17 protein-coding genes, 1 pseudogene and 1 riboswitch are annotated in these 20,664 nt (G+C 72.4%); of the genes and pseudogenes, 14 read left to right on the plus strand and 4 right to left on the minus strand.

Annotated features, from left to right (window positions below):
- Positions 1–137 precede the first annotated feature (137 nt).
- Complete coding sequence (locus ACZ7M7_RS11970) at positions 138–1,241, plus strand: sensor histidine kinase (RefSeq protein ID WP_472115306.1); 1,104 nt, start codon at positions 138–140, stop codon at positions 1,239–1,241.
- A complete protein-coding gene (locus tag ACZ7M7_RS11975) occupies positions 1,238–1,927 on the plus strand; it encodes a response regulator (protein ID WP_383609688.1) in 690 nt (229 codons plus the stop codon). Before ACZ7M7_RS11970 ends, ACZ7M7_RS11975 begins: the two co-directional genes overlap by 4 nt.
- Here ACZ7M7_RS11975 and meaB read toward each other — a convergent pair.
- From meaB to ACZ7M7_RS11990, 3 genes are read right to left on the minus strand one after another with little or no spacing between them, the layout of a single operon-like run.
- Positions 1,876–2,931, minus strand: a complete 1,056-nt coding sequence (gene meaB / locus ACZ7M7_RS11980) for a methylmalonyl Co-A mutase-associated GTPase MeaB (RefSeq protein ID WP_383622681.1) — start codon at positions 2,929–2,931, stop codon at positions 1,876–1,878. The two genes, ACZ7M7_RS11975 and meaB, sit on opposite strands and share 52 nt — an antisense overlap.
- On the minus strand, positions 2,928–5,102 hold the full coding sequence (gene scpA, locus ACZ7M7_RS11985; protein ID WP_383609694.1) for a methylmalonyl-CoA mutase: 2,175 nt from the start codon (positions 5,100–5,102) through the stop codon (positions 2,928–2,930). The genes meaB and scpA overlap by 4 nt, the downstream gene beginning before the upstream one ends.
- Positions 5,102–6,904 carry a methylmalonyl-CoA mutase family protein gene (locus ACZ7M7_RS11990; RefSeq protein ID WP_472115310.1) on the minus strand — a complete coding sequence of 601 codons (1,803 nt, stop codon included), beginning with the start codon at positions 6,902–6,904 and terminating at the stop codon, positions 5,102–5,104. The genes scpA and ACZ7M7_RS11990 overlap by 1 nt, the downstream gene beginning before the upstream one ends.
- A 142-nt stretch (positions 6,905–7,046) precedes the next feature.
- A riboswitch (cobalamin riboswitch) is annotated at positions 7,047–7,227 on the plus strand.
- Between the two features lie 183 nt (positions 7,228–7,410).
- Between ACZ7M7_RS11990 and ACZ7M7_RS11995 the strand changes: the two are divergent.
- The 4 genes and pseudogenes from ACZ7M7_RS11995 to ACZ7M7_RS12010 form a co-directional block, all read left to right on the plus strand.
- Positions 7,411–7,749: pseudogene (locus ACZ7M7_RS11995) on the plus strand (ATP-binding cassette domain-containing protein); the annotation flags it as partial.
- A gap of 82 nt (positions 7,750–7,831) precedes the next feature.
- Positions 7,832–8,191 (plus strand): (2Fe-2S) ferredoxin domain-containing protein, encoded by a 360-nt coding sequence (locus tag ACZ7M7_RS12000; RefSeq protein WP_383609700.1) that lies wholly within the window; start codon positions 7,832–7,834, stop codon positions 8,189–8,191.
- 129 nt (positions 8,192–8,320) lie between these two features.
- Positions 8,321–10,147, plus strand: coding sequence for a gamma-glutamyltransferase family protein (locus tag ACZ7M7_RS12005; RefSeq protein ID WP_472115313.1), 1,827 nt, complete (start codon positions 8,321–8,323; stop codon positions 10,145–10,147).
- A 136-nt stretch (positions 10,148–10,283) separates the two neighbouring features.
- On the plus strand, positions 10,284–11,129 hold the full coding sequence (locus ACZ7M7_RS12010) for an inositol monophosphatase family protein (RefSeq protein WP_383622673.1): 846 nt from the start codon (positions 10,284–10,286) through the stop codon (positions 11,127–11,129).
- On the opposite strand, the gene ACZ7M7_RS12015 is transcribed toward ACZ7M7_RS12010, so the two are convergent.
- Positions 11,065–11,670, minus strand: coding sequence for a hypothetical protein (locus tag ACZ7M7_RS12015; RefSeq protein WP_472115316.1), 606 nt, complete (start codon positions 11,668–11,670; stop codon positions 11,065–11,067). The two genes, ACZ7M7_RS12010 and ACZ7M7_RS12015, sit on opposite strands and share 65 nt — an antisense overlap.
- 97 nt (positions 11,671–11,767) lie before the next feature.
- Here ACZ7M7_RS12015 and ACZ7M7_RS12020 point away from each other — a divergent pair, with 97 nt between their 5' ends.
- The 8 genes from ACZ7M7_RS12020 (at position 11,768) to ACZ7M7_RS12055 (ending at position 20,627) form a co-directional block, all read left to right on the plus strand.
- Complete coding sequence (locus tag ACZ7M7_RS12020) at positions 11,768–13,180, plus strand: phytoene desaturase family protein (protein WP_472116625.1); 1,413 nt, start codon at positions 11,768–11,770, stop codon at positions 13,178–13,180.
- Between the two features lie 137 nt (positions 13,181–13,317).
- The gene (locus tag ACZ7M7_RS12025) at positions 13,318–14,394 is read left to right on the plus strand and encodes an SCO3242 family prenyltransferase (RefSeq protein WP_472115318.1); all 1,077 of its coding nucleotides are present in this window, start codon (positions 13,318–13,320) and stop codon (positions 14,392–14,394) included.
- A 33-nt stretch (positions 14,395–14,427) separates the two neighbouring features.
- Positions 14,428–15,288 carry a sugar phosphate isomerase/epimerase family protein gene (locus tag ACZ7M7_RS12030; protein WP_472115321.1) on the plus strand — a complete coding sequence of 287 codons (861 nt, stop codon included), beginning with the start codon at positions 14,428–14,430 and terminating at the stop codon, positions 15,286–15,288.
- Positions 15,289–15,349: 61 nt separating this feature from the next.
- A complete protein-coding gene (locus tag ACZ7M7_RS12035; RefSeq protein ID WP_383609721.1) occupies positions 15,350–16,024 on the plus strand; it encodes an EboA domain-containing protein in 675 nt (224 codons plus the stop codon).
- Between the two features lie 2 nt (positions 16,025–16,026).
- On the plus strand, positions 16,027–16,881 hold the full coding sequence (locus ACZ7M7_RS12040) for a TatD family hydrolase (RefSeq protein WP_472115324.1): 855 nt from the start codon (positions 16,027–16,029) through the stop codon (positions 16,879–16,881).
- A 7-nt stretch (positions 16,882–16,888) separates the two neighbouring features.
- Entirely contained in the window at positions 16,889–18,046 is a 1,158-nt protein-coding gene (eboE, locus tag ACZ7M7_RS12045) for a metabolite traffic protein EboE (RefSeq protein ID WP_472115326.1), read from the plus strand.
- Complete coding sequence (locus ACZ7M7_RS12050) at positions 18,043–19,443, plus strand: alkaline phosphatase family protein (protein ID WP_472115328.1); 1,401 nt, start codon at positions 18,043–18,045, stop codon at positions 19,441–19,443. The genes eboE and ACZ7M7_RS12050 overlap by 4 nt, the downstream gene beginning before the upstream one ends.
- The gene (locus tag ACZ7M7_RS12055) at positions 19,440–20,627 is read left to right on the plus strand and encodes a cytochrome P450 (RefSeq protein ID WP_472115331.1); all 1,188 of its coding nucleotides are present in this window, start codon (positions 19,440–19,442) and stop codon (positions 20,625–20,627) included. Before ACZ7M7_RS12050 ends, ACZ7M7_RS12055 begins: the two co-directional genes overlap by 4 nt.
- Positions 20,628–20,664 lie beyond the last annotated feature (37 nt).

The raw sequence follows: 20,664 nt of genomic DNA on the forward strand, positions 1-20,664 counted from the left end.
GGGTCGTCGTACCGGCGGTGGCAGTCGGCGCTGCGACGGCGGGGCGGGCCGGTGCCGGGCACTACTGCGTGGGGAGTAGTCGCAGAGCCGTCCACAGGGGTGACGTCGCTGTCGGTGGCGCCGTCTAGTGTGCGGGCATGAGCGGGCACAGGGTCACACGCGAGCGGTTCGTCGACGCGGCCGTCGGGGTCGTGGTCGGCGTGATCGTGTTGCTCGCCGCCGTGGCGGACGACCGTGCCGGGCTCCTCGACTGCGCGCTGATCGCGGTCGGTTCGCTGGCCATTGCCGCACACCGCGTCGCCCCGCGCGTGGTCCTCGCCGTCACCACCGCCGCTCTGCTCGCCGAAGTGCTCCATGCCGGGCCCGCCGCCACCCTGGCCATCCCCGTCGTGGGCGCGGTGCACACGGCGTCGCGGACCGGACACCGGGGGACGGCGGCGGCGACCGCCGCGCTGTTCCTCGGCGGCTATGTGGCGGCAGGTTCGGCGAGCTCGGACATCGCTCAGGAAGCGCTGCTGCTGGCCGGCTGGTTCCTGTGCGCGGTGGTGACGGGCCTCGCCGACCGCAACTGGCAGGCATATCTGCGCCAGACGGAACAGCGCGCCCTGGAGGCCGAACGCACCAGAGAAGAGGCGGCGTTGCGCAGGGCGGGCGAGGAGCGCCTGCGGATCGCGAGGGAGTTGCACGACTCCCTCACGCACAGCATCTCGATCGTCAAGCTCCAGGCGGGCGTCGCCGTGCACCTCGCCCGCAAGCGCCGCGAGGAGGTGCCGCCCGCGCTGCTCGCCATCCAGGAGGCGAGCGGCGAGGCCATGCGCGAGCTGCGCGCCACGCTGGAAGTGCTGCGCACCGACGAGTCGACCGGCACCCCGGCGCTGCTCGTGGAGCGGGCGCGGGCGGCGGGGCTCGCGGTCGACCTGAGGGTGACGGGGGAGGAGCGCCCGCTGCCGGCGACGGTCGACCGGGCCATGTACCGCATCGTCCAGGAGGCACTGACGAACGCCGCCCGGCACGCGGGACCCGCGAAGGTGAGCGTGCAACTCGCTTATGAAAAGGGTGACTTGACGATAAGTGTCGAGGACGACGGCGCCGCCGACCCGTCCCGTCCGCCCACCCCCGGCATCGGCCTGACCGGCATGCGCGAACGCGTCACGGCCCTGGGCGGCACGCTGGACGCCGCCCCGCGCGAGGGCGGCGGGTTCGCGGTGCGGGCACGGCTGCCCGTGGGGGAGGCGGCATGACGGACGGCGTGATCAGGGTCGTGCTCGTCGACGACCAGGCGCTGATGCGGGCCGGTTTCCGGGCCCTGCTGGACGCCGAGGACGGCATCGAGGTGGTCGGCGAGGCGGCGGACGGCGAGCAGGGTCTGGCGCTGATCCGCGCGCAGGTGCCCGACATCGCGCTGATCGACGTACAGATGCCGGTGATGACGGGCATCGAGGCGACCCGCCACATCGCCGCCGACCCGGCCCTGTCGGGGGTCCGAGTCGTGATCCTCACCAACTACGGCCACGACGAGTACGTCTTCGAGGCGCTGCGGGCCGGTGCGAGCGGGTTCCTGCTGAAGGACACCGAACCCGCCGACCTGCTTCAGGCGATAGAGGTGGTGGCGGGAGGGGAGGCGCTGCTGTCACCGTCGGTGACCCGCACCCTGATCGGTGAGTTCGTCTCGCGTCCTCCCGACCGGGCCACAGCGCCCGGCCTGGAGTGCCTGACCCGGCGCGAGCGTGAGGTGACGGCGCTGGCGGCACGCGGGCTCACCAACGAGGAGATCGCCGCGCACATGGTGATCAGCCCGTTCACGGCGAAGACCCACATCAGCAGGGCGATGACGAAGCTCGGGGCGCGGGACCGCGCCCAACTCGTCGTGTTCGCCTACGAGTCGGGGCTGGTGGCGCCGCGAGGTTCCGACGCGTCGGCGTGCTGACCGTCCGGGCTCGGCGGGCGACTTGAGGACTTGGCCTCGAATGCCGCGAGGATCCCCTCGGCGGCCAGCGTCGCCGTCAACTCGCCGTTCCTGACCTGCTGTTCCAGCGCCGGCGCGAGCGCCCGTACCGCCGGGTCCGAGTGCAGGCGGCCGAGGAGCTCGTCGCGGACCATGGTCCACGTCCAGTCGACCTGCTGGTCCCGGCGCTTGGCGGCGAGACGGCCGGTGGAGTCGAGCAGGGTCCGGTGCTGTTCGAGGCGGTCCCACACGCCGTCCAGGCCGATCGACTCGCGTCCGCTGCAATGCAGGACGGGCGGTGTCCAGGCGGCGTCCCTGCCGTGCATCAGCCTGAGCGCGCCCGCCAGTTCGCGCGCGGCGGCCCGGGCGTCGCGCTCATGCGGGCCGTCCGCCTTGTTGACGGCGAGCACGTCGGCCAGTTCCAGGACGCCCTTCTTGATGCCCTGCAACTGGTCGCCCGTGCGGGCCAGCGTGAGCAGCAGGAAGGAGTCGACCATGTTCGCGACCGCGGTCTCGGACTGGCCGACACCGACCGTCTCCACCAGCACCACGTCGTAGCCCGCGGCCTCCATCACCACGATCGACTCGCGGGTGGCCTTGGCGACCCCGCCGAGCGTGCCCGCGGTGGGGGAAGGGCGGATGAAGGCGGCCGGGTCGACCGACAGACGCTCCATCCGCGTCTTGTCGCCCAGGATCGAACCGCCCGTACGACTGGACGACGGGTCGACGGCCAGCACCGCGACCCGGTGGCCGAGCGCGGTGAGCATCGTGCCGAACGCGTCGATGAACGTCGACTTCCCGACCCCCGGCACCCCGCTGACCCCGATCCGCCGGGCCTTCCCGCTGTGCGGCAGCAGCTCGGTCAGCAACTGCTGGGCCAGCACCCGGTGCCCGGGCCGGGTGGACTCGACGAGCGTGATGGCGCGCGCGACGATGGCCCGCTTCCCGTCGAGGACACCCTTCACATATGTGTCGAGATCGATCACAGCTCGTGCCCGAGGTCGGCCCCCAGCCGCCTTACGAGGTCGTACGCGGCGTCCGGGATCACCGTCCCGGGCGGGAAGACGGCGGCCGCGCCCATCTCCAGGAGCGTGGGCACGTCCTGCGGCGGGATCACGCCGCCGACCACGATCATGATGTCCTCGCGGCCCTCCTCGGCCAGCGCCTCCTTGAGCGCCGGTACGAGGGTGAGGTGACCGGCGGCCAGGGACGACACCCCGACGATGTGCACGTCCGCCTCGACGGCCTGGCGGGCCACCTCGGCCGGCGTCTGGAACAGCGGGCCGACGTCCACGTCGAAGCCGAGGTCGGCGAACGCGGTGGCGATCACTTTCTGGCCGCGGTCGTGGCCGTCCTGGCCCATCTTGGCGACCAGGATGCGCGGGCGGCGGCCCTCGGCCTCCTCGAAGTCGGACACGAGGGTGCGGGTGCGGTCCACGGACGGCGACTCCCCGGCTTCGTTGCGGTACACGCCGGTGATGGTACGGATCTGGCTCGCGTGCCGGCCGTACACCTTCTCCAGGGCGTCCGAGATCTCCCCGACGGTGGCCTTCGCGCGGGCCGCGTTCACCGCCAGCTCCAGCAGGTTGCCCTCGCCGCCCGCGGCCCGGGTGAGCGCGTCCAGCGCGTCCTGGCAGACCTGCTCGTCGCGCTCCGCCCGCAGCCGCCGCAGCTTCTCGATCTGCTGGGCGCGCACGGAGGAGTTGTCGACCTTGAGCACGTCGATCTGCTCGTCGCTGTCGACGCGGTACTTGTTGACGCCGATGACGGGCTGGCGTCCGGAGTCGATCCGGGCCTGGGTGCGGGCCGCGGCCTCCTCGATGCGCAGCTTGGGGATGCCGGCGTCGATCGCCTTGGCCATGCCGCCCGCCGCCTCGACCTCCTGGATGTGCTGCCAGGCGCGGCGGGCGAGGTCGTACGTCAGCTTCTCCACATAGGCGCTGCCGCCCCACGGATCGATGACCCGGGTCGTCCCCGACTCCTGCTGGATCATCAGCTGCGTGTTGCGGGCGATGCGTGCGGAGAAGTCGGTCGGCAGCGCGAGCGCCTCGTCGAGGGCGTTTGTGTGCAGCGACTGGGTGTGGCCCTGCGTCGCTGCCATCGCCTCGACACACGTACGTGTGACGTTGTTGAACACGTCCTGGGCGGTCAGCGACCAGCCCGAGGTCTGCGAATGGGTGCGCAGCGACAGCGACTTGGAGTTCTGCGGGTCGAACTGCTTCACCAGCTTCGCCCACAGCAGCCGCGCCGCCCGCAGCTTGGCGACCTCCATGAAGAAGTTCATGCCGATCGCCCAGAAGAACGACAGCCGGGGCGCGAACGCGTCCACGTCCAGGCCGGCCTCACGGCCCGCGCGGATGTACTCCACTCCGTCCGCGAGCGTGTACGCCAGCTCCAGGTCGGCCGTCGCACCGGCTTCCTGGATGTGGTAGCCGGAGATGGAGATGGAGTTGTAGCGCGGCATCCGCTGTGAGGTGAAGGCGAAGATGTCGGAGATGATCCGCATCGACGGCTTCGGCGGATAGATGTAGGTGTTGCGGACCATGAACTCCTTCAGAATGTCGTTCTGAATGGTCCCGGCCAGCTTCTCGGGCGCTACGCCCTGTTCCTCCGCGGCGACGATGTAGAGCGCGAGCACCGGCAGCACGGCGCCGTTCATCGTCATCGACACGGTCATCTTGTCGAGTGGGATCCCGTCGAACAGCTGCCGCATGTCGTAGATCGAGTCGATCGCCACGCCCGCCATGCCGACGTCACCCGTCACGCGCGGGTGGTCGCTGTCGTAGCCGCGGTGGGTCGGCAGGTCGAAGGCGACCGACAGGCCCTTCTGACCGGCGGCCAGGTTGCGGCGGTAGAACGCGTTGGACTCCTCGGCGGTGGAGAAGCCCGCGTACTGGCGGATCGTCCAGGGCTGGTTGACGTACATCGACGGGTACGGGCCGCGCAGATACGGCGCCATGCCCGGGTAGGTGCCCAGGAAGTCCAGGCCCTCCAGGTCACGGCCGGTGTAGAGCGGCTTGACCGCGATGCCTTCCGGGGTCTCCCACAGGGGCTCGTCCCCGCCCGTGGCCTGCTTGACGGCCGTGCGCCACTCGTCGGCGCCGCCGCCGGCGGCCGGGGTGCCCAGCTCGATCCCGGAGAAGTCGGGGATTCCCATCAGGACACTCCCATGCGGTCGAGGGTGGCGGACAGCACGGCGACGGCGTCACAGCCCGCGAAGACGTAACTGTCGACATCGGTGTACTGCCCGGGGCGGCCCGCGAGGAACACGTGCGTGGCGCCCGCCGACCTGAACTCGGCGGCCACGGTCGCGGCCTGCTCCTCGTAGAGGGCGTCACTGGAGCACAGGCACACCTCCGTGGCACCGCTCTCCTCGAAGGTGCCCTCGGTGACCGGCTCGACGCCGCCCGCCTGGAAGAGGTTCGAGGCGAAGGTGAGGCGCGCCGTGTGGGCGGCGGCCGGGCCGAGCGCGGCCAGGAAGATCCGGGGCCGGGCGCCGGTGGCGACCAGGTGGGCGTCGGAGCGGGCGCGCAGGGCCTCGTAGGCCTCGTCGCGGCGGACCCGGGGGAGGCCCCCGGACCGGGGCGCGGGCGCGGGCGCACGCTCCACGGGCGGCTCGGTCAGGTTCGGGAACTCGCTGACGCCGGTGATGGGTTCGCGCCGCTTGGCGAGTTTGCCCGTGCGGGCCTCCCACGTCTGCGCCAGGTCCTGGCCCAGCTGCCCGGAGCGCAACGCGGCCGCCTGGCCGCCCGCCTGCTCGATCCGCTGGAAGAACTCCCAGCCCGCCCGGGCCAGTTCGTCGGTGAGGGCCTCCACGTACCAGGAACCGCCCGCCGGGTCGATCACCCGGGCGAGGTGCGACTCCTCGATGAGGATGGTCGAGGTGTTGCGCGCGATGCGCCGGGCGAAGGCGTCCGGCAGGCCGAGCGCGTGATCGAAGGGCAGCACGGTCACGGCGTCGGCGCCGCCGACCCCGGCGGCCAGCGTGGCCACCGTCGTGCGCAGCATGTTCACCCAGGGGTCCCGGCGCGTCATCATCACCGGCGAGGTGACGGCATGCTGCACCTGAGCGCTGGGCGCCCCGCAGACCTCGGTCACCCGTGCCCACAGCCGGCGCGCGGCGCGCAGCTTGGCGATCGTCAGGAACTGGTCGGCGGTGGCCGCGTACCGGAACTCCAGCTGCGCACACGCCTGTTCGGCGGTCAGCCCCGCCTCGGTGAGCTCACGCAGATACGCGACGCCGGTCGCCAGCGAGGAGCCCAGCTCCTGGGCGGCCGAGCCGCCGGCCTCGTGGTACGGCAGCGCGTCCACGGCCAGCGCCCGCAGTCCCGGGTACTCCTCGGCGCACAGCCGCGCCAGGGAGGCGACCGGCGCGCACTCCGAGGACGTGCCCGTACGGGCCTCGTGGCCGAGCGGGTCGGCGCCGAGGTTGCCGCGCGCCGCCTCCTTGGCGACGCCCCGCGCCTCGTACTGCCGCAGCAGCTCCCGCGCGGCGGGCTCCACGTCGGCGCCGGCGTCGAGGACGACAGGGGCCAGGTCGAGGTAGACGCCCTCCAGGGCGCGGCCGAGCGACGACACCGGGATGCCGCCCTCGCCGAGGACCAGCCAGAGCGAGGTGACGCCGTTCTCCAGGTCGGCGAGCACCAGGCCGTCCGTCAGCGCCGTGTGCCGCTGCCGCAGATCCCAGCCGCCCACCGTGTTGCCCTCGGCGCGACCGCCGCGGACGAAGGGGGCGAATCCGGGCAGACCGGAGTCGGACGCGGCATCGCGCGAGGTGTACAGGGGGCGGGTGCGCAGCCCGTCCTCCAGCGCAGTGGACAGGGCGTCTTCCGCAGCCGGGCCCGAGACGTCCTTGCCCGACTTGCGCAGCACGCCTTCCACCAGGCGTTGCCATTGCTCATGGGTTGCGTCAGGGAACTCGGCGGCCAGCGAGAGCCCGTCGTCAGGCAGGACCGTCATGCTCGGATGCTAGGTCAGATCATCAAAGGAGCAGCAGAGGGCACGGCTGTGACCTTGCCCTCTTCCAGATTGTGACCTGGGTCTCCGCGCCCTGTCGGGCCCTCCGGGTGCCCGCTCGAACGACCCGGCCACAAGCCGGGCTTGATAGCCTCCGAGGGCCAGTCGAGCCACACCCGAGGCCAGGGAATCCGGTGCGAATCCGGAGCTGACGCGCAGCGGTGAGGGGGACCGGCGGGGCACAGACGCACGCCACTGGGAGACCGGGAAGGCGCCCCGTCGGGACGAACCCGAGTCCGAAGACCTGCTGGCACCTCCCCGCCCGCGCGAGGAGGACGTCCGTAGGCCAGGCTCCGCGTACGAGCCCCGACAACCGAGGCACGCCTGTGTACCGTTCTGCCCTCCGTCCCGCTGCCCTGCTGCTCGCGCCCGCCCTCCTGCCGACCGCGTGCGGTGGCTCGGGAAGCGGCAGTACCGAGGACTCCGGGAAGTCCGCCGCCGCGGGCTACCCCGTCAAGACCGTCGGCCTGCTCGGCCCCAACGGCTCCGGCAAGTCGACGCTGTTGAGACTCCTCGCCGGGGTCCTCGCCCCCACCGCCGGGGTCGTCACCCTGGACGGGCGCCCGCTGCCCGAGGTCGGCCGCCGCGCCACGGCTCGCCGTGTCGCCACCGTCGAGCAGCACGCCCACACCCGGACCGAACTGACCGTCCGCGACGCCGTCGCCCTCGGCCGCCTCCTGCACCGCCGTGCCTGGACGCCACCCACCGCGGCCGACGACGAGGCCGTCACCGCGGCCCTCACCCGCACCGGACTCACCGACCGGGCCGCCCGGTCCTGGCACACCCTCTGCCGCGCCGGGGTCACCGACGACCCAGGCCGCCCGGTGATCCGCTTCCTGCGGCCGGCCGGCCCCGTGGGGCGGTGCTGACATGCGGACACCCCCGGAACAACCGGTGCCCAGCCGGATCGTGGTGTGCAGGGACTGCTGCTGCGGGACCCCGAAGGTGCCCGGCGTCGATCACGCGCGGCAGACCGCGCGACTCGCCGAGAACGCCCCGGTGCGCGTCTCCGAGTGCCTCGGCGTGTGCGAACACGCCAATGTGATCGTCGTCCAGCCCTCCGCCGCGGGCCGCGCCGCGGGCGGCCGCCCCGTCTGGCTCGGCCTCGTCAACGACCCGGAAGCCACCGAGGACATCGTCACCTGGGTCCGGGCCGGCGGCCCCGGCGTCGCTCCCTGCCCCGACGTGCTCGACCTCTACACCTTCACTCCGCCGAGGCGCGCACGATGAATCGGAGGACCGCTCACGGGCCCCTCACCACCCACACCGAACCGGCCCCGGCCGCAAGGTTGAACCCTGAACGGGTAGTCCCTGAAGATCGGATGGACCGATCCGCGCGACAGCGAGGTGTCAGACCCGATGTTCACGACCCGCCCCACGCTCCAAGGCACGTTCGGCATGGCGTCCTCCACCCACTGGCTCGCCTCGCAGTCGGCGATGGCCGTGCTGGAGGGTGGGGGCAACGCGTACGACGCCGCCGTGGCGGGCGCGTTCGTGCTGCATGTCGTCGAGCCGCATCTCAACGGCCCGGCCGGTGAGGTGCCGATCCTGATCGCCCCCGCGGGCGGCGAGGTACGGGTGGTCTGCGGGCAGGGCGTGGCGCCCGCCGGTGCGACCGTCGCGCACTACCGGGGGCTCGGGCTGGACCTCGTACCCGGGACCGGACCGCTCGCCGCCGCCGTGCCCGGCGCGTTCGACGCCTGGATGCTTCTGCTGCGGGACCACGGCACCAGGACGCTCGCCGACGTGCTCAAGTACGCCATCGGCTACGCCGAACACGGGCACGCGCCCGTGGAGCGGGTCGGCGAGACCGTCGAGACCGTGCGCGAGCTGTTCGAGGCGGAGTGGACGTCGTCGGCCGAGGTGTACCTGCGGGACGGGAAGGCGCCCCGGCCCGGGGAGCTGTTCCGTAATCCCGCCCTCGCCGCCACCTGGAAGCGCCTGCTCGACGAGGCCTCCGGCGCCGGGGACCGGGTCGCGCAGATCGAGGCGGCGCGGGAGGTGTGGCGGAGCGGCTTCATCGCCGAGGCCCTCGTACGGCAGGCCGGGCGCCCCACGATGGACACCAGCGGCGAACGGCACTCCGGCACGCTCACGGCCGCCGACCTCGCCGGCTGGTCCGCGACCTACGAGGCGCCGGCGACGTACGACTGGAACGGCTGGACCGTGTGCAAGGCCGGCCCCTGGAGCCAGGGCCCGGTCCTCCTCCAGCAACTCGCGCTGCTCCCGCCCGAGCTGCCCCGGTACGGGTCCGCCGACTACGTCCATCTGCTGATCGAGGGCTGCAAGCTGGCCATGGCCGACCGGGAGGCCTGGTACGGCGACGCGGCCGACGTACCGCTGGCCGAGCTGCTGTCCGACCGGTACAACGCGGGCCGGCGGGAGCTGGTCGGCGAGAAGGCCTCCCACGAGCTGCGGCCCGGCAGTCCGGGCGGCCTCGCCCCGCGACTGTGCGCGCATGCGCGCGTGGCGGCCGCCGTGGGGCCCGGCCTCGCCGCGCTGGGGGGCGGGGAACCGACCGTCGCCAAGCGGCCGGCCTCCCCGGTGCCGGGCGAGCCCGAGGTCTCCGCCGACGGCGGCACCCGGGGCGACACCTGCCACATCGACGTCGTCGACCGCTGGGGCAACATGATCGCGGCCACGCCCAGCGGCGGCTGGCTCCAGTCCAACCCCGTCGTGCCCGAACTGGGCTTCCCGCTCGGCACCCGGCTGCAGATGACCTGGCTGGAGGAGGGACTGCCGAACTCGCTGGCCCCCGGCCGTCGGCCCCGCACCACCCTCACACCCTCCATCGCCCTGCGCGACGGCGTGCCCGTCATGGCCTACGGCACGCCCGGTGGGGACCAGCAGGACCAGTGGCAGCTGCACTTCCTCCTCGCGGTCGCCCTGCGCGCCCCGGTCCGCGGCGGCCTCGACCTCCAGGGTGCGATCGACGCCCCGAACTGGCACAACGACAGCTTCCCGGGCTCCTTCCATCCGCGCGGGATGCGCCCCGGGAGCGTCACGGTCGAGTCCCGGATGAACGCCGAAGTGGTGGAGGAGCTACGGCGGCGTGGTCACGAGGTGACCGTCGGTGAGGACTGGTCGGAGGGCCGGCTGTGCGCCGTGGCGAGGGACCCGGAGACCGGCGTCCTGTCGGCGGCGGCGAATCCACGGGGGATGCAGGGGTACGCGGTCGGCCGCTGAGGACGTGCCCGCGCCGGTGAACCGGCCGAGAACAGGCCTCTGACCTGCCGATACCGGCACCACGAGTTCACGTCGATGCCATCCTGTGTCCATCCGGCGGGCGGGGGTTGTCAGTGGGACGTGCTCTTATGGAGGGGTGATCGTAAACAACGAAACCATCGACGAGTTTCTCGCACAGCACGCGGCAGACGTGGAAGAAGCGGTCCGCAAGGCGGCCGCGACCGAGATCATGCCCCGCTTCCGGCAGCTCGCCGCACACGAGGTCGACCAGAAGAACGGACCGCACGACCTGGTGACCGACGCCGACCGGCTCGCCGAGCAGTACCTCACCGAGACACTCGGCGCGCTCCTGCCCGGCTCGGTCGTGGTCGGCGAGGAGGCGGTGCACGCGAACCCCGCGTCGTACGACGCGATACGCGGCGACGCCCCGGTCTGGATCGTCGACCCCGTCGACGGCACCCGCCAGTTCGTGCACGGGGACGACGGCTTCTGCACCCTGGTCGCGCTCGCCCGGCACGGAGTCCTGCTCGCCTCCTGGACCTACGCCCCGGCCCGCGATCAACTGGCCACGGCGGTCAGGGGCAAGGGCGCCTTCCTCGACGGCGGGCGACTGCACGCCGGCACGCCGGATCCCGGCCGCGACCTGCGGGTGGCCACGTCCCACCCGGACTACACGACCGACGAGCAGAAGCAGGCGTTGCTGGGCCTGTGGACCGAGGGCGTGCGGCCCCGTGCCTGCGGTTCGGCGGGGCTGGAGTATCTCGCCGTCGCCCGGGGCGAGTTGGACGCGACCGCGTTCAGCTGGGAGGCGGCCTGGGACCACGCGGCGGGCATCCTGCTGGTCGAGGAGGCGGGCGGCGCCCACCTGACCCGCACGGGCGAACCGTTCCGCATCACGGGCGGCAACGATCTGCCGTTCACGACGGCCCGGGACGCGGCCACGGCTCGGCGGGTGGTGGAATTGCTGTCGGGCGGAGCCTGATCTGCGGGTGGGAGCGGCCGCCGACACGCAGGTCGACCACCTCGAACCCCGCACGTGTGCCGTCCTCGGGCCACTGGCACCGCGCTCTCAGGAGCACCGCGGCGTCCACGAAGCCCAGGGCGGGCAGACCCACGTCGACGAACACACCCGTCACCCCGGGCCCCCAGGGTGACCTGGTGAAGGTGCCGGTCAGGCGCGTGCCGACGGGCAGGGGACCGCTGTCGTGCCGTACCTCGCACTGGCGGTGGGACCGGGCGCGGCCCCACGCGAGGTCGAACTCCCGACGGTCCACCGGCCGTGCGTCCGGCGGCTCCACGACCGGTTCTGCCGCCGGCACCCCGTACACGACCTCGTACAGCCGAACGCCCCAGTCCCCGCACGTCCGCCGGGCCATGGCGAGCTCGGCGGCCTCGACGGCGACCACCGGCAGCGAGGCGTGCCCCCGGAACGAGATCTGCCGCACCACCCGGCCCGTGGCCCCTACCTCGAACCAGTGCCGGACATCGTCCTCGGGCACGTGGATGAGAAAGCGGCGCGTCACCCGGCGGACTTTACCCGTGCCCCGAGGCTGTCAGTGGCCCGGCATATCCTGACCCTCAATGGCCATCGGCTGACGAAGGAGTCCGAAGGTGCCGTCGATGCTCGATGCGGTCGTGGTGGGTGCGGGGCCGAACGGACTGACCGCTGCCGTGGAGCTGGCCCGTCGCGGCTTCTCCGTGGCCGTGTTCGAGGCACGTGACACGGTCGGCGGAGGAGCCCGCACCGAGGAGCTGACCCTCCCCGGCTTCCGGCACGACCCGTGCTCCGCCGCACACCCCCTCGGTATCAACTCGCCCGTGTTCCGGACCATGCCGCTCGACCGCTACGGCCTGGAGTGGCTGCACGCCGAGCTGCCCATGGCCCACCCCTTCGCCGACGGCACGGCGGCCGTGCTGGCCCGGTCGGTCGCCGAGACGGCCGCCTCCTTCGGGCCGCGCGACGCGGGTGCGTACCGCAGGCTGGTGAATCCGTTCCTGAGCAAGTGGGACACCCTGGCCCGCGATTTCATGTCCCTGCCCCTCACCGCGCTCCCCAGGGACCCGGTCACGCTCGCCCGGTTCGGCCTGGTCGGACTGCCACCGGCGACGTGGCTGATGCGGCGCTTCCGCGACGAGCGGGCCAGGACCCTGTTCGCCAGCCTCGTCGCGCACGTCATGGCGCCGCTGGGCGGCTTCGCCACGGGTGCCATCGGCCTGGTCTTCGCCCTCGCCGCCCATGCCCGCGGCTGGCCCGTCGCCCGCGGCGGCTCCCAGTCCATCTCCGACGCCCTCACCGCCTATCTCAAGGACCTCGGCGGCACCGTCCACACCGACTACGAGGTCAAGCGGCTCGACGATCTGCCGCCCGCGCGCGCCTACGTCTTCGACACCTCACCCACGGCCCTGGCGCGTATCGCCGGCTTCGGCCGCTACTACGAGGGCTTTCGCTACGGCCCCGGCGTCTTCAAGATCGACTACGCGCTGGACGGCCCGGTGCCGTGGACCTCGCCGGAGGCCCGCCGCGCGGGCACCGTACAGATCGGCGGTAACAGCGCGGAGATCGCCACCGCGCTGCGCGCCGCGTCCCGGGAGGGCCGGGCCCCCGGCAAGCCGTTCATGATCACGGTGCAGCCCAGCGTCGTCGACCCCACCCGGGCCCCCGCGGGCAAGCAGGTCTTCTGGGCGTACGGGCACGTGCCGAGCGGCTGGACCGGAGACCTCACGGACGCCCTCGAACGTCAACTGGAGCGCTTCGCCCCGGGGTTCCGCGACCGCGTCCTCGCCCGCGCGACGGCCGGCCCGCCCGAACTCGTCGCCCGCAACGCCAACTACATCGGCGGCGACATCGGCTCCGGCGCGGCCTCCGGGCTCCAACTCCTGCTCCGGCCCAAGCTGTCGCTCTTCCCCTACCGCACCCCGCACCCGGCGGTCTTCATCTGCTCGTCGGCGACCCCGCCCGGTCCCGGAGTGCACGGCATGTCCGGGCACAACGCGGCCAAGGCGGTGTGGCGCCGGCTGCGGCAGGAGCCCTGAGACCGAGCCTGCTCAAACGACCCAGCTTTACCGGTAGTTCGGGCCGTGCGGTAAGAGAAATCCGTGTTCTCTTTGTCACTTCTCTTACCGGGGGGTAGGTACCTGAATGGTCAACAGCCCCCGAGTAGGGTGCGGCCATGAAAGATCGGAAAGCGGTTGTCCGCTTCGGATCCCGGTCTGCCGTGCGCCTCACCGACCTTGCGCAGCTTGTCAGGGCGCCGGCCGCGCTGAGTGTCCCCGGTGACGTGATCGCGGGAGCGACCGCCGCCGGACGTCCGCTGGGCGCCCGTACGTTCGGCGTGATCGGTTCCTCCGTCTGCCTCTACTGGGCCGGCATGGCCCTCAACGACTACGCCGACGCCACGGTCGACTCCGTCGAGAGGCCCGAACGACCGGTGCCGTCGGGCCGGATTCCCCGGCGTACCGCCCTCGCCGTGGCCGCCGGGCTCACTGCGGCGGGGCTCGGTCTTGCGGCCGCCGCGGGGGGTCGTCGCAGCGTGGGCGCCGCGCTGCCCTTGGCCGGGCTGGTGTGGGCGTATGACCTGAAGCTCAAGTCCACCTCGGCGCGCGGCGTCGTGATGGCAGGGACCCGGGTTCTGGACGTTCTGGCCGGAGCAGTCGTGCCCGGGGCGGATGCGCCGTCGGTCGGTGTCGCTCTGCGTCGGGCCGCCGTGCCTGCCGGGCTGGTCGGCGTCCATACCGGCACGTTGATGGCGCTCAGTCGGCACGAGATCGGCGGGGCGCCGGTGCGGGTTCCTGTCGGGACTCTTGCTGTGTCGGCGGTGACTGCGATTGCCACGGCTGTTCCAGTGGTCCGAGGCGCAGCCGGGAGTGCCGCGAAGAGGTGTGTGTTGTCTGCCGCGCCGTCGGGGCTGGTCGCGCAGTTCCCCGCGCCCCTGAAGGGCGTTGCCGTTGCCGCTCGTTCCAAGATGGTCCGCACCGCCCTCACCGCCGCCGCCTCCGGAAAGTTCCGGATCGCCGTCACCGCCGCCGGTGCTCTTGCCTATCTCGGCACCTACGGCGTCGCCCAGGCCCGCGCCGTACAGAACCCCTCGGCCGAGAACGTACGGCGGGCCGTCGGGGCCGGGATCATCGGGCTGATGCCCCTTCAGGCGGCGCTGACCGCGCGCGGCGGGGCACCGGCCGTCGCCGCGGCCCTCGGCGTCGTCCACCCCCTCGCGCGGCGGCTGGCCCGGCGCATATCCCCCACCTGAGACCCACCACCCTCCGTGTGAGGAACCCGCACCATGAGACGTCCCCCCACTCCTCTCAAGTTCGGCTACGGCACCAACGGCTTCACCCACCACCGGCTGACCGACGTCCTCGTCGTCCTCGCCGACCTCGGCTACGACGGCGTCGCGCTCACTCTCGACCACGGTCACCTCGACCCGTACGCCGACGACCTGCCCCGCCGTGTCACCGCCCTCGCCCGCCAGTTGGACCGGCACGGCCTCGGCGTCACGGTGGAGACCGGAGCGCCGTACTTCCTCGACCCCTGGGGCAAGCACCTGCCCACGCTGATGTCGGAAGGCTCCGAGCCGAGGGTCGACCTGCTGCGCCGCGCCCTGCGGATCGCCGCCGACCTCGGCTCGCCCACCGTCCATCTGTGCAGCGGCCCGGCACCCGACGGGCTGCCCGAGCGGGACGCGTGGAAGCGGCTCGCGGGTGGTGTCGAGACCGTGCTGGAGACGGCGGAGAAGTACGGGGTTGCGCTGGCCTTCGAGCCGGAGCCGTACATGTTCGTCGACACCGTCGAGCACTGTCTGCGCCTGGCCCGACTGGTCGGCGGGCACGAACTGTTCGGCATCACGCTCGACGTCGGCCACGCGCACTGTGTGGAGGAACGTTCCGTGCTCGACTGCGTGCACCAGGCGGCGCCGCTCCTGCGCAACGTGCAGATCGAGGACATGCGGCGTGGTATCCACCAGCATCTCGAATTCGGCGCCGGTGAGATCGACTTCCCGCCCGTACTGGACGCCCTGCGCGATCTGAACCACCGCGGTCTGGTCTCCGTGGAGATCCAGGGCGGCTCGCTCGACGCGCCCGAGGTCGCCCGCCGCTCCATCGAGTTCCTGCGCGCGGCCGAACGGGCCGGCGCGCGCGTCTAGCCCCCACCTGCCTCTTTCATGTGCCTCGACTCGTCCTGTCCTCCCGGAAGTTGTCCCCCCCATGGTTGTCACAACCGACTCCTCCACGGCCCCGCCGGACCACCCCCACCCCGCCCTGACCGCCGTACTGGACCCCACGGCCCGCACCTGGCTGGACGACGGCGCCGCCCAGGTCGCTGCCGAACCCGCCGCCGTACGACGCCTCTTCCCCGCCGCCCGAAGGCGCTGCGGACACGCTCGCCTCACCGACTACTGGACGGTCGACGAGGCCGCCCGGGCCGTCCTGCTCACCGCGCTGCCCCTGCGCGGCCAGGCCCTCGCCGACGAGGTCACCCGCCTGCACCGGCACGGCGACCCGGCTGAGCAGCGCGCCATCCTGCGCACCCTGCCGCTGCTCGACCTGGGCGACCTCGCGCTGCCCCTCGTACGGGAAACCCTGCGCGGCAACGACACCACCCTGATCGAGGCCGCTCTCGGCCCGTACGCCGCCGCGCACCTTCCGGACGCCGAGTACCGCCAGGCCGTACTGAAGTGCGTCTTCTGCGAGATCCCGCTCGACCGCGTCACCGGCCTCGGCGCACGCGCGGACCGTGAACTGGCCCGCATGCTCGCCGACTTCGCTCATGAGCGGATCGTCGCGGGGCGGGACGTACCCCAGGACATCGTGCCCGTCGTCCGTGCCTTCCCGGACGTCATCGGCGCAGAACTCAACCAGGCACTCAAGGAAGAGGGCTGACCGTGCGCATCTTCGACCCCCACATCCACATGACCTCCCGGACGACCGACGACTACGAGGCGATGTACGCCGCCGGAGTGCGCGCGGTCGTCGAGCCCGCCTTCTGGCTGGGGCAGCCCCGCACCTCGCCCGAGAGCTTCTACGACTACTTCGACGGGCTGCTGGGCTGGGAGCCGCACCGCGCCGCCCAGTTCGGCATCCAGCACTTCTGCACCATCGCGCTCAACCCGAAGGAGGCGAACGACCCCCGCTGCCGCCCGGTCCTCGACGAACTGGACCGTTACCTCGCCAAGGACCGGGTCGTCGCCGTCGGCGAGATCGGCTACGACTCGATGACCCCGCAGGAGGACGAGGCGCTCGCCCGCCAACTGCAGCTCGCCGTCGAGCACGAGCTGCCCGCCCTCGTGCACACCCCGCACCGCGACAAGGCCGCCGGCACCCGGCGCACCCTGGACGTCGTACGGGAGTCGGGCATCGCCCCCGAACTCGTCGTCCTCGACCACCCCAACGAGCTCACCGTCGGCATGGTCCTCGACAGCGGCTGCTGGGCCGGGTTCTCGATCTACCCGAAGACCAAGATGAGCGAGGACCGGATGGTCGAGATCCTCAAGGAGCACGGGACGCAGCGGGTGCTGGTCAACTCGGCTGCCGACTGGGGGCGTTCGGACCCGCTGAAGACGCGGAAGACCGCCGACGCCATGCTCGCCGCCGGGTTCGACGACGAGGCCGTGGACGAGGTGTTGTGGCGCAACCCGGTCGCCTTCTACGGCCGGAGCGGGCGGCTGGAGCTGGAGGAGCCCAAGCCGGACGAGACGGCCACCTTCCAGGGCAACTCCATACGCCGCGGGGGAGCGTGAGCATCGCATGCGCTTCCTGCATCCCGACGGTACGACCGTCCACCTCGGCTACTGCAGCAACGTCCACCAGGCGGAGGACCTCCACGGCGTGATCGCCCAGCTCGCGGAGTACGCCGAGCCTGTGCGTGAGCGCCTCGGCGCCGACCGGCTCGGGATCGGGCTGTGGCTGGCGCGCCCCGTGGTCACCGAACTCGCCGACGACGCCGGGGCGTTGGAGCGGCTGAAGGCGGAGCTACGGGCACGCGGCCTGGAGACCGTCACCCTCAACGCCTTTCCGTACGCCGGTTTCCACCGCGAGGTCGTCAAGAAGGACGTCTACCTGCCCGACTGGGCCGACGAGGCCCGGCTGAAGTACACCCTGGACTGCGCCCGCGTTCTCGCCGCTCTCCTCCCGGACGACGTCGGCCACGGCAGCGTCTCCACACTGCCGCTGGCGTGGCGCACCCCGTGGACGCCGCCCTGCGCCGACGAGGCCCGGCACGCCCTGGACCGGCTGGCCACCGGGCTCGCCGCGCTGGAGGCGTGGACGGGCCGCCGTATCCGCGTCGGCTTCGAACCGGAACCCGGGTGCGTCGTCGAGACCACCACCCAGGCGGTACGGGAACTGGGCGGGCTGGACCCCGACCGGCTCGGCATCTGCCTCGACGCCTGCCATCTCGCCGTGCAGTTCGAGGAGCCGGCCGAGGCGCTGCGGCGGCTCGCGGAGGCCGGGCTGCCCGTGGTCAAGCTTCAGGCGTCCTGCGCGGTGGAGGCCGAGCACCCGGCCGACCCGGCCGCCCGTGCGGCCCTGCACCGCCTCGCCGAACCCCGGTTCCTGCACCAGACCCGCACGCCGGCCGACGGCGACGTCCTGGCCGTCGACGACCTCCCGGACGCCCTCGACGGCGACCTTCCCGACAACGGCGGTCCCTGGCGCGTCCACTTCCACGCCCCGCTGCACACCGAGCCCGAACCCCCGCTGCGCACCACCGCCGACCAGCTCGACCAGGTCCTCGGCGGGCTGCTGGGCGGGGCCTCGGCCGGCTGTGACCACATCGAGGTCGAGACCTACACGTGGTCCGTCCTCCCCGAACCGCCCACCGACCTGCCCGGCGGCATCGCCGCCGAACTCGCCTGGGCCCGGGACCGGTTGACCGGCCTCGGCCTCAAGGAGGACCGCTCATGACCGCACCGTCGAACCGCGTGGTCGTACTCGACATCGTCGGCCTGACCCCGAGTCTCCTCAAGCACATGCCCGCCGTCGCCGCCCTCGGTGAGCGCGGCTTCCAGTCCCGCCTCGACACCGTGCTGCCCGCCGTGACCTGCACCGTCCAGTCCACCCTGCTCACCGGCGAACCCCCTGCCACGCACGGCGCCGTGGCCAACGGCTGGTACTTCCGCGACCTCGGCGAGGTCATGCTGTGGCGCCAGCACAACGCGCTCGTCGGCGGCGAGAAGATCTGGGAGACGGCCCGTAGGTCGAACCCCGACTACAAGGTCGCCAACATCTGCTGGTGGTACGCGATGGGCGCCGACGTCGACTGGACGGTCACCCCGCGCCCCGTCTACTACTCCGACGGCCGCAAGGAACCCGACTGCTACACCTGGCCGCCGTCCCTGCACGACGAACTCACCGACCGGCTCGGCCCGTTCCCCCTCTTCACCTACTGGGGCCCGAACGCGGGCATGCCCTCCACCCAGTGGATCCTGGCCGCCGCCCGCCAGGTCTTCGACGAACACCGCCCCGACCTCACGCTCGTCTACATCCCGCAGATGGACTACGAGCCCCAGCGCTCCGGCCCCGACTCACCCGCCACCATCGCCGCGGCCCGTCAACTGGACGACGCCCTGCGCCCGTTGATCGACCGCTTTCTGAGCGAGGGCGCCACCGTCGTCGCGCTCAGCGAGTACGGCATCACGCCCGTCTCCCGCCCGGTCGACATCAACCGCGCCCTGCGCCGGGCAGGCCTGCTGGAGGTGTACACGCAGGACGGCATGGAGTACCTCGACCCGTGGACCTCGCGCGCCTTCGCCGTCGCCGACCACCAGATCGCCCACGTCTACGTCCGCGACCCCGCCGACACCGACGCGGTCGCCGAGCTGGTCGGTGAACTCGACGGTGTGGAGCAGGTGTGGGACGCCGAGGGCAAGGCGGCCCACGGCCTGGACCACGAGCGCTCGGGCGAGCTCGTCGCACTCGCCGGCCCCGACGCCTGGTTCACGTACTACTACTGGCTGGACGACGAACGCGCCCCCGACTTCGCCCGCCAGGTCGAGATCCACCGCAAGCCCGGCTACGACCCGGCCGAGCTGCTCTACGACGAGACCGTTCCGGCGGTGAAGCTGCGCGCCGTCGGGCAGGTCGCCCGCAAGAAGCTCGGCTTCCGCTACCGCCTCAGGACCGTCCCGCTGAACCCGTCCGGCGTCCGCGGCAGCCACGGCCGCCTGCCCGCCGACCCGGACCACGGCCCCGTACTGCTGTGTTCGGAGCCGGACCGGGCGAGGGAGGCGTACGCGGCGACGGAGGTCAAGTCGCTGCTGCTGGGCCTCGCGGGCCTGCCCACGGAAGGAACGCAGGAGTGACGATCCACCCGCCCCTCCCCACGCTCCGCCCCCTGCTCGACCCGGCCCCCGAATACGCCAAGTGGCAGTCCGAGGAGCCGATCCGCCGGGTGACGATCCGGGGCGACAGCAGCCCGTGGCTGATCACCCGGTACGAGGACGCCCGTGCGGTCCTGGCCGACGAGCGTTTCAGCGCGGACGCCAACCACCCCGACTTCCCGCACACCCGCCCCGGCGCCCCGCCGCAGGCCCCCGGCCTCTTCCACCAGATGGACCCGCCGGACCACACCCGGCTGCGCCGCATGCTGATCCCGGACTTCACCTTCCGGCGCGTGGAGCAGCTGGACGGCGCCATCCAGCGGATCTGCGACGGCCTCCTGGACGCGATGACCCACGGCGACGCGACGGAGGCCGACCTGGTCGCCTCGTACGCCCTGCCCCTGCCCACCCTCGCCATCTGCGAACTGCTCGGCGTCCCCTACGAGGACCACGGTTTCTTCCGTGCGAAGTCCAACGCCCTCACCAGCGTCGCCGGCGACCCGGCCGAGGCGATGGCCGCCCGCATGGCGCTCTACGGCTATCTGCGCGCCCTCATCGAGCGGCGCACCCACGACCCCGCCGACGACCTGATCTCCCGTCTGGCCACGGAACGCGTCGCGACCGGCGAGGCCACGCTCGACGAGGCGACGGGCATGGTCTCCCTGCTCCTGCTGGCCGGCCACGAGACCACGGCGAACATGTTCCCGCTGGCCGTGATCGCCCTGCTGCACAACCCCGCCGGGCTGGCCGCACTGCGCGCCGACGACTCCCTGTGGCCGGGCGCGGTGGAGGAGCTCCTGCGCCATCTGACCGTCATCCACTCCGGGATACGGCGGGTCGCCACGCAGGACGTCGACCTGTCCGGCGTCCGCATCCGCGCCGGAGAGGGGGTGGTGGTGGCGTTGCAGTCCGCCAACCGCGATCCGTCCGTGTACGCCGACCCGGACGCCCTCGACGTCCACCGGGACGCGAGCGGCCACGTCGCCTTCGGGCACGGCCTGCACCAGTGCCTCGGCCAGTCGCTGGCCCGCACCGAACTCCGCCTCGGCCTGTCCACCCTGTTCCGCAGACTCCCGAACCTGCGCATGACCTCCCCGCCCGAGTCGCTCGCCCTGTCGACGAGCACGGTCCACGGAGTGCGCTCGCTGCCGGTCGCCTGGTCATGACCGGCGGGCGATGGTCATGGCTGCTATAGAGGCAGTC

Source organism: Streptomyces sp. NPDC111606 (assembly GCF_055656945.1).

What these genes read in the sequence shown, in the direction of transcription:
- ACZ7M7_RS11970 (WP_472115306.1), top strand. Translation starts at nt 138, where the DNA reads ATGAGCGGGCACAGGGTCACACGCGAGCGGTTCGTCGACGCGGCCGTC.
- ACZ7M7_RS12025 (WP_472115318.1), top strand. Translation starts at nt 13,318, where the DNA reads ATGAAAGATCGGAAAGCGGTTGTCCGCTTCGGATCCCGGTCTGCCGTG.
- ACZ7M7_RS12030 (WP_472115321.1), top strand. Translation starts at nt 14,428, where the DNA reads ATGAGACGTCCCCCCACTCCTCTCAAGTTCGGCTACGGCACCAACGGC.
- ACZ7M7_RS12050 (WP_472115328.1), top strand. Translation starts at nt 18,043, where the DNA reads ATGACCGCACCGTCGAACCGCGTGGTCGTACTCGACATCGTCGGCCTG.
- ACZ7M7_RS12020 (WP_472116625.1), top strand. Translation starts at nt 11,768, where the DNA reads ATGCTCGATGCGGTCGTGGTGGGTGCGGGGCCGAACGGACTGACCGCT.
- ACZ7M7_RS11990 (WP_472115310.1), bottom strand. Translation starts at nt 6,904, where the DNA reads ATGACGGTCCTGCCTGACGACGGGCTCTCGCTGGCCGCCGAGTTCCCT.
- scpA (WP_383609694.1), bottom strand. Translation starts at nt 5,102, where the DNA reads ATGGGAATCCCCGACTTCTCCGGGATCGAGCTGGGCACCCCGGCCGCC.
- ACZ7M7_RS12005 (WP_472115313.1), top strand. Translation starts at nt 8,321, where the DNA reads ATGTTCACGACCCGCCCCACGCTCCAAGGCACGTTCGGCATGGCGTCC.
- ACZ7M7_RS12000 (WP_383609700.1), top strand. Translation starts at nt 7,832, where the DNA reads ATGCGGACACCCCCGGAACAACCGGTGCCCAGCCGGATCGTGGTGTGC.
- eboE (WP_472115326.1), top strand. Translation starts at nt 16,889, where the DNA reads ATGCGCTTCCTGCATCCCGACGGTACGACCGTCCACCTCGGCTACTGC.
- ACZ7M7_RS12035 (WP_383609721.1), top strand. Translation starts at nt 15,350, where the DNA reads ATGGTTGTCACAACCGACTCCTCCACGGCCCCGCCGGACCACCCCCAC.
- ACZ7M7_RS11975 (WP_383609688.1), top strand. Translation starts at nt 1,238, where the DNA reads ATGACGGACGGCGTGATCAGGGTCGTGCTCGTCGACGACCAGGCGCTG.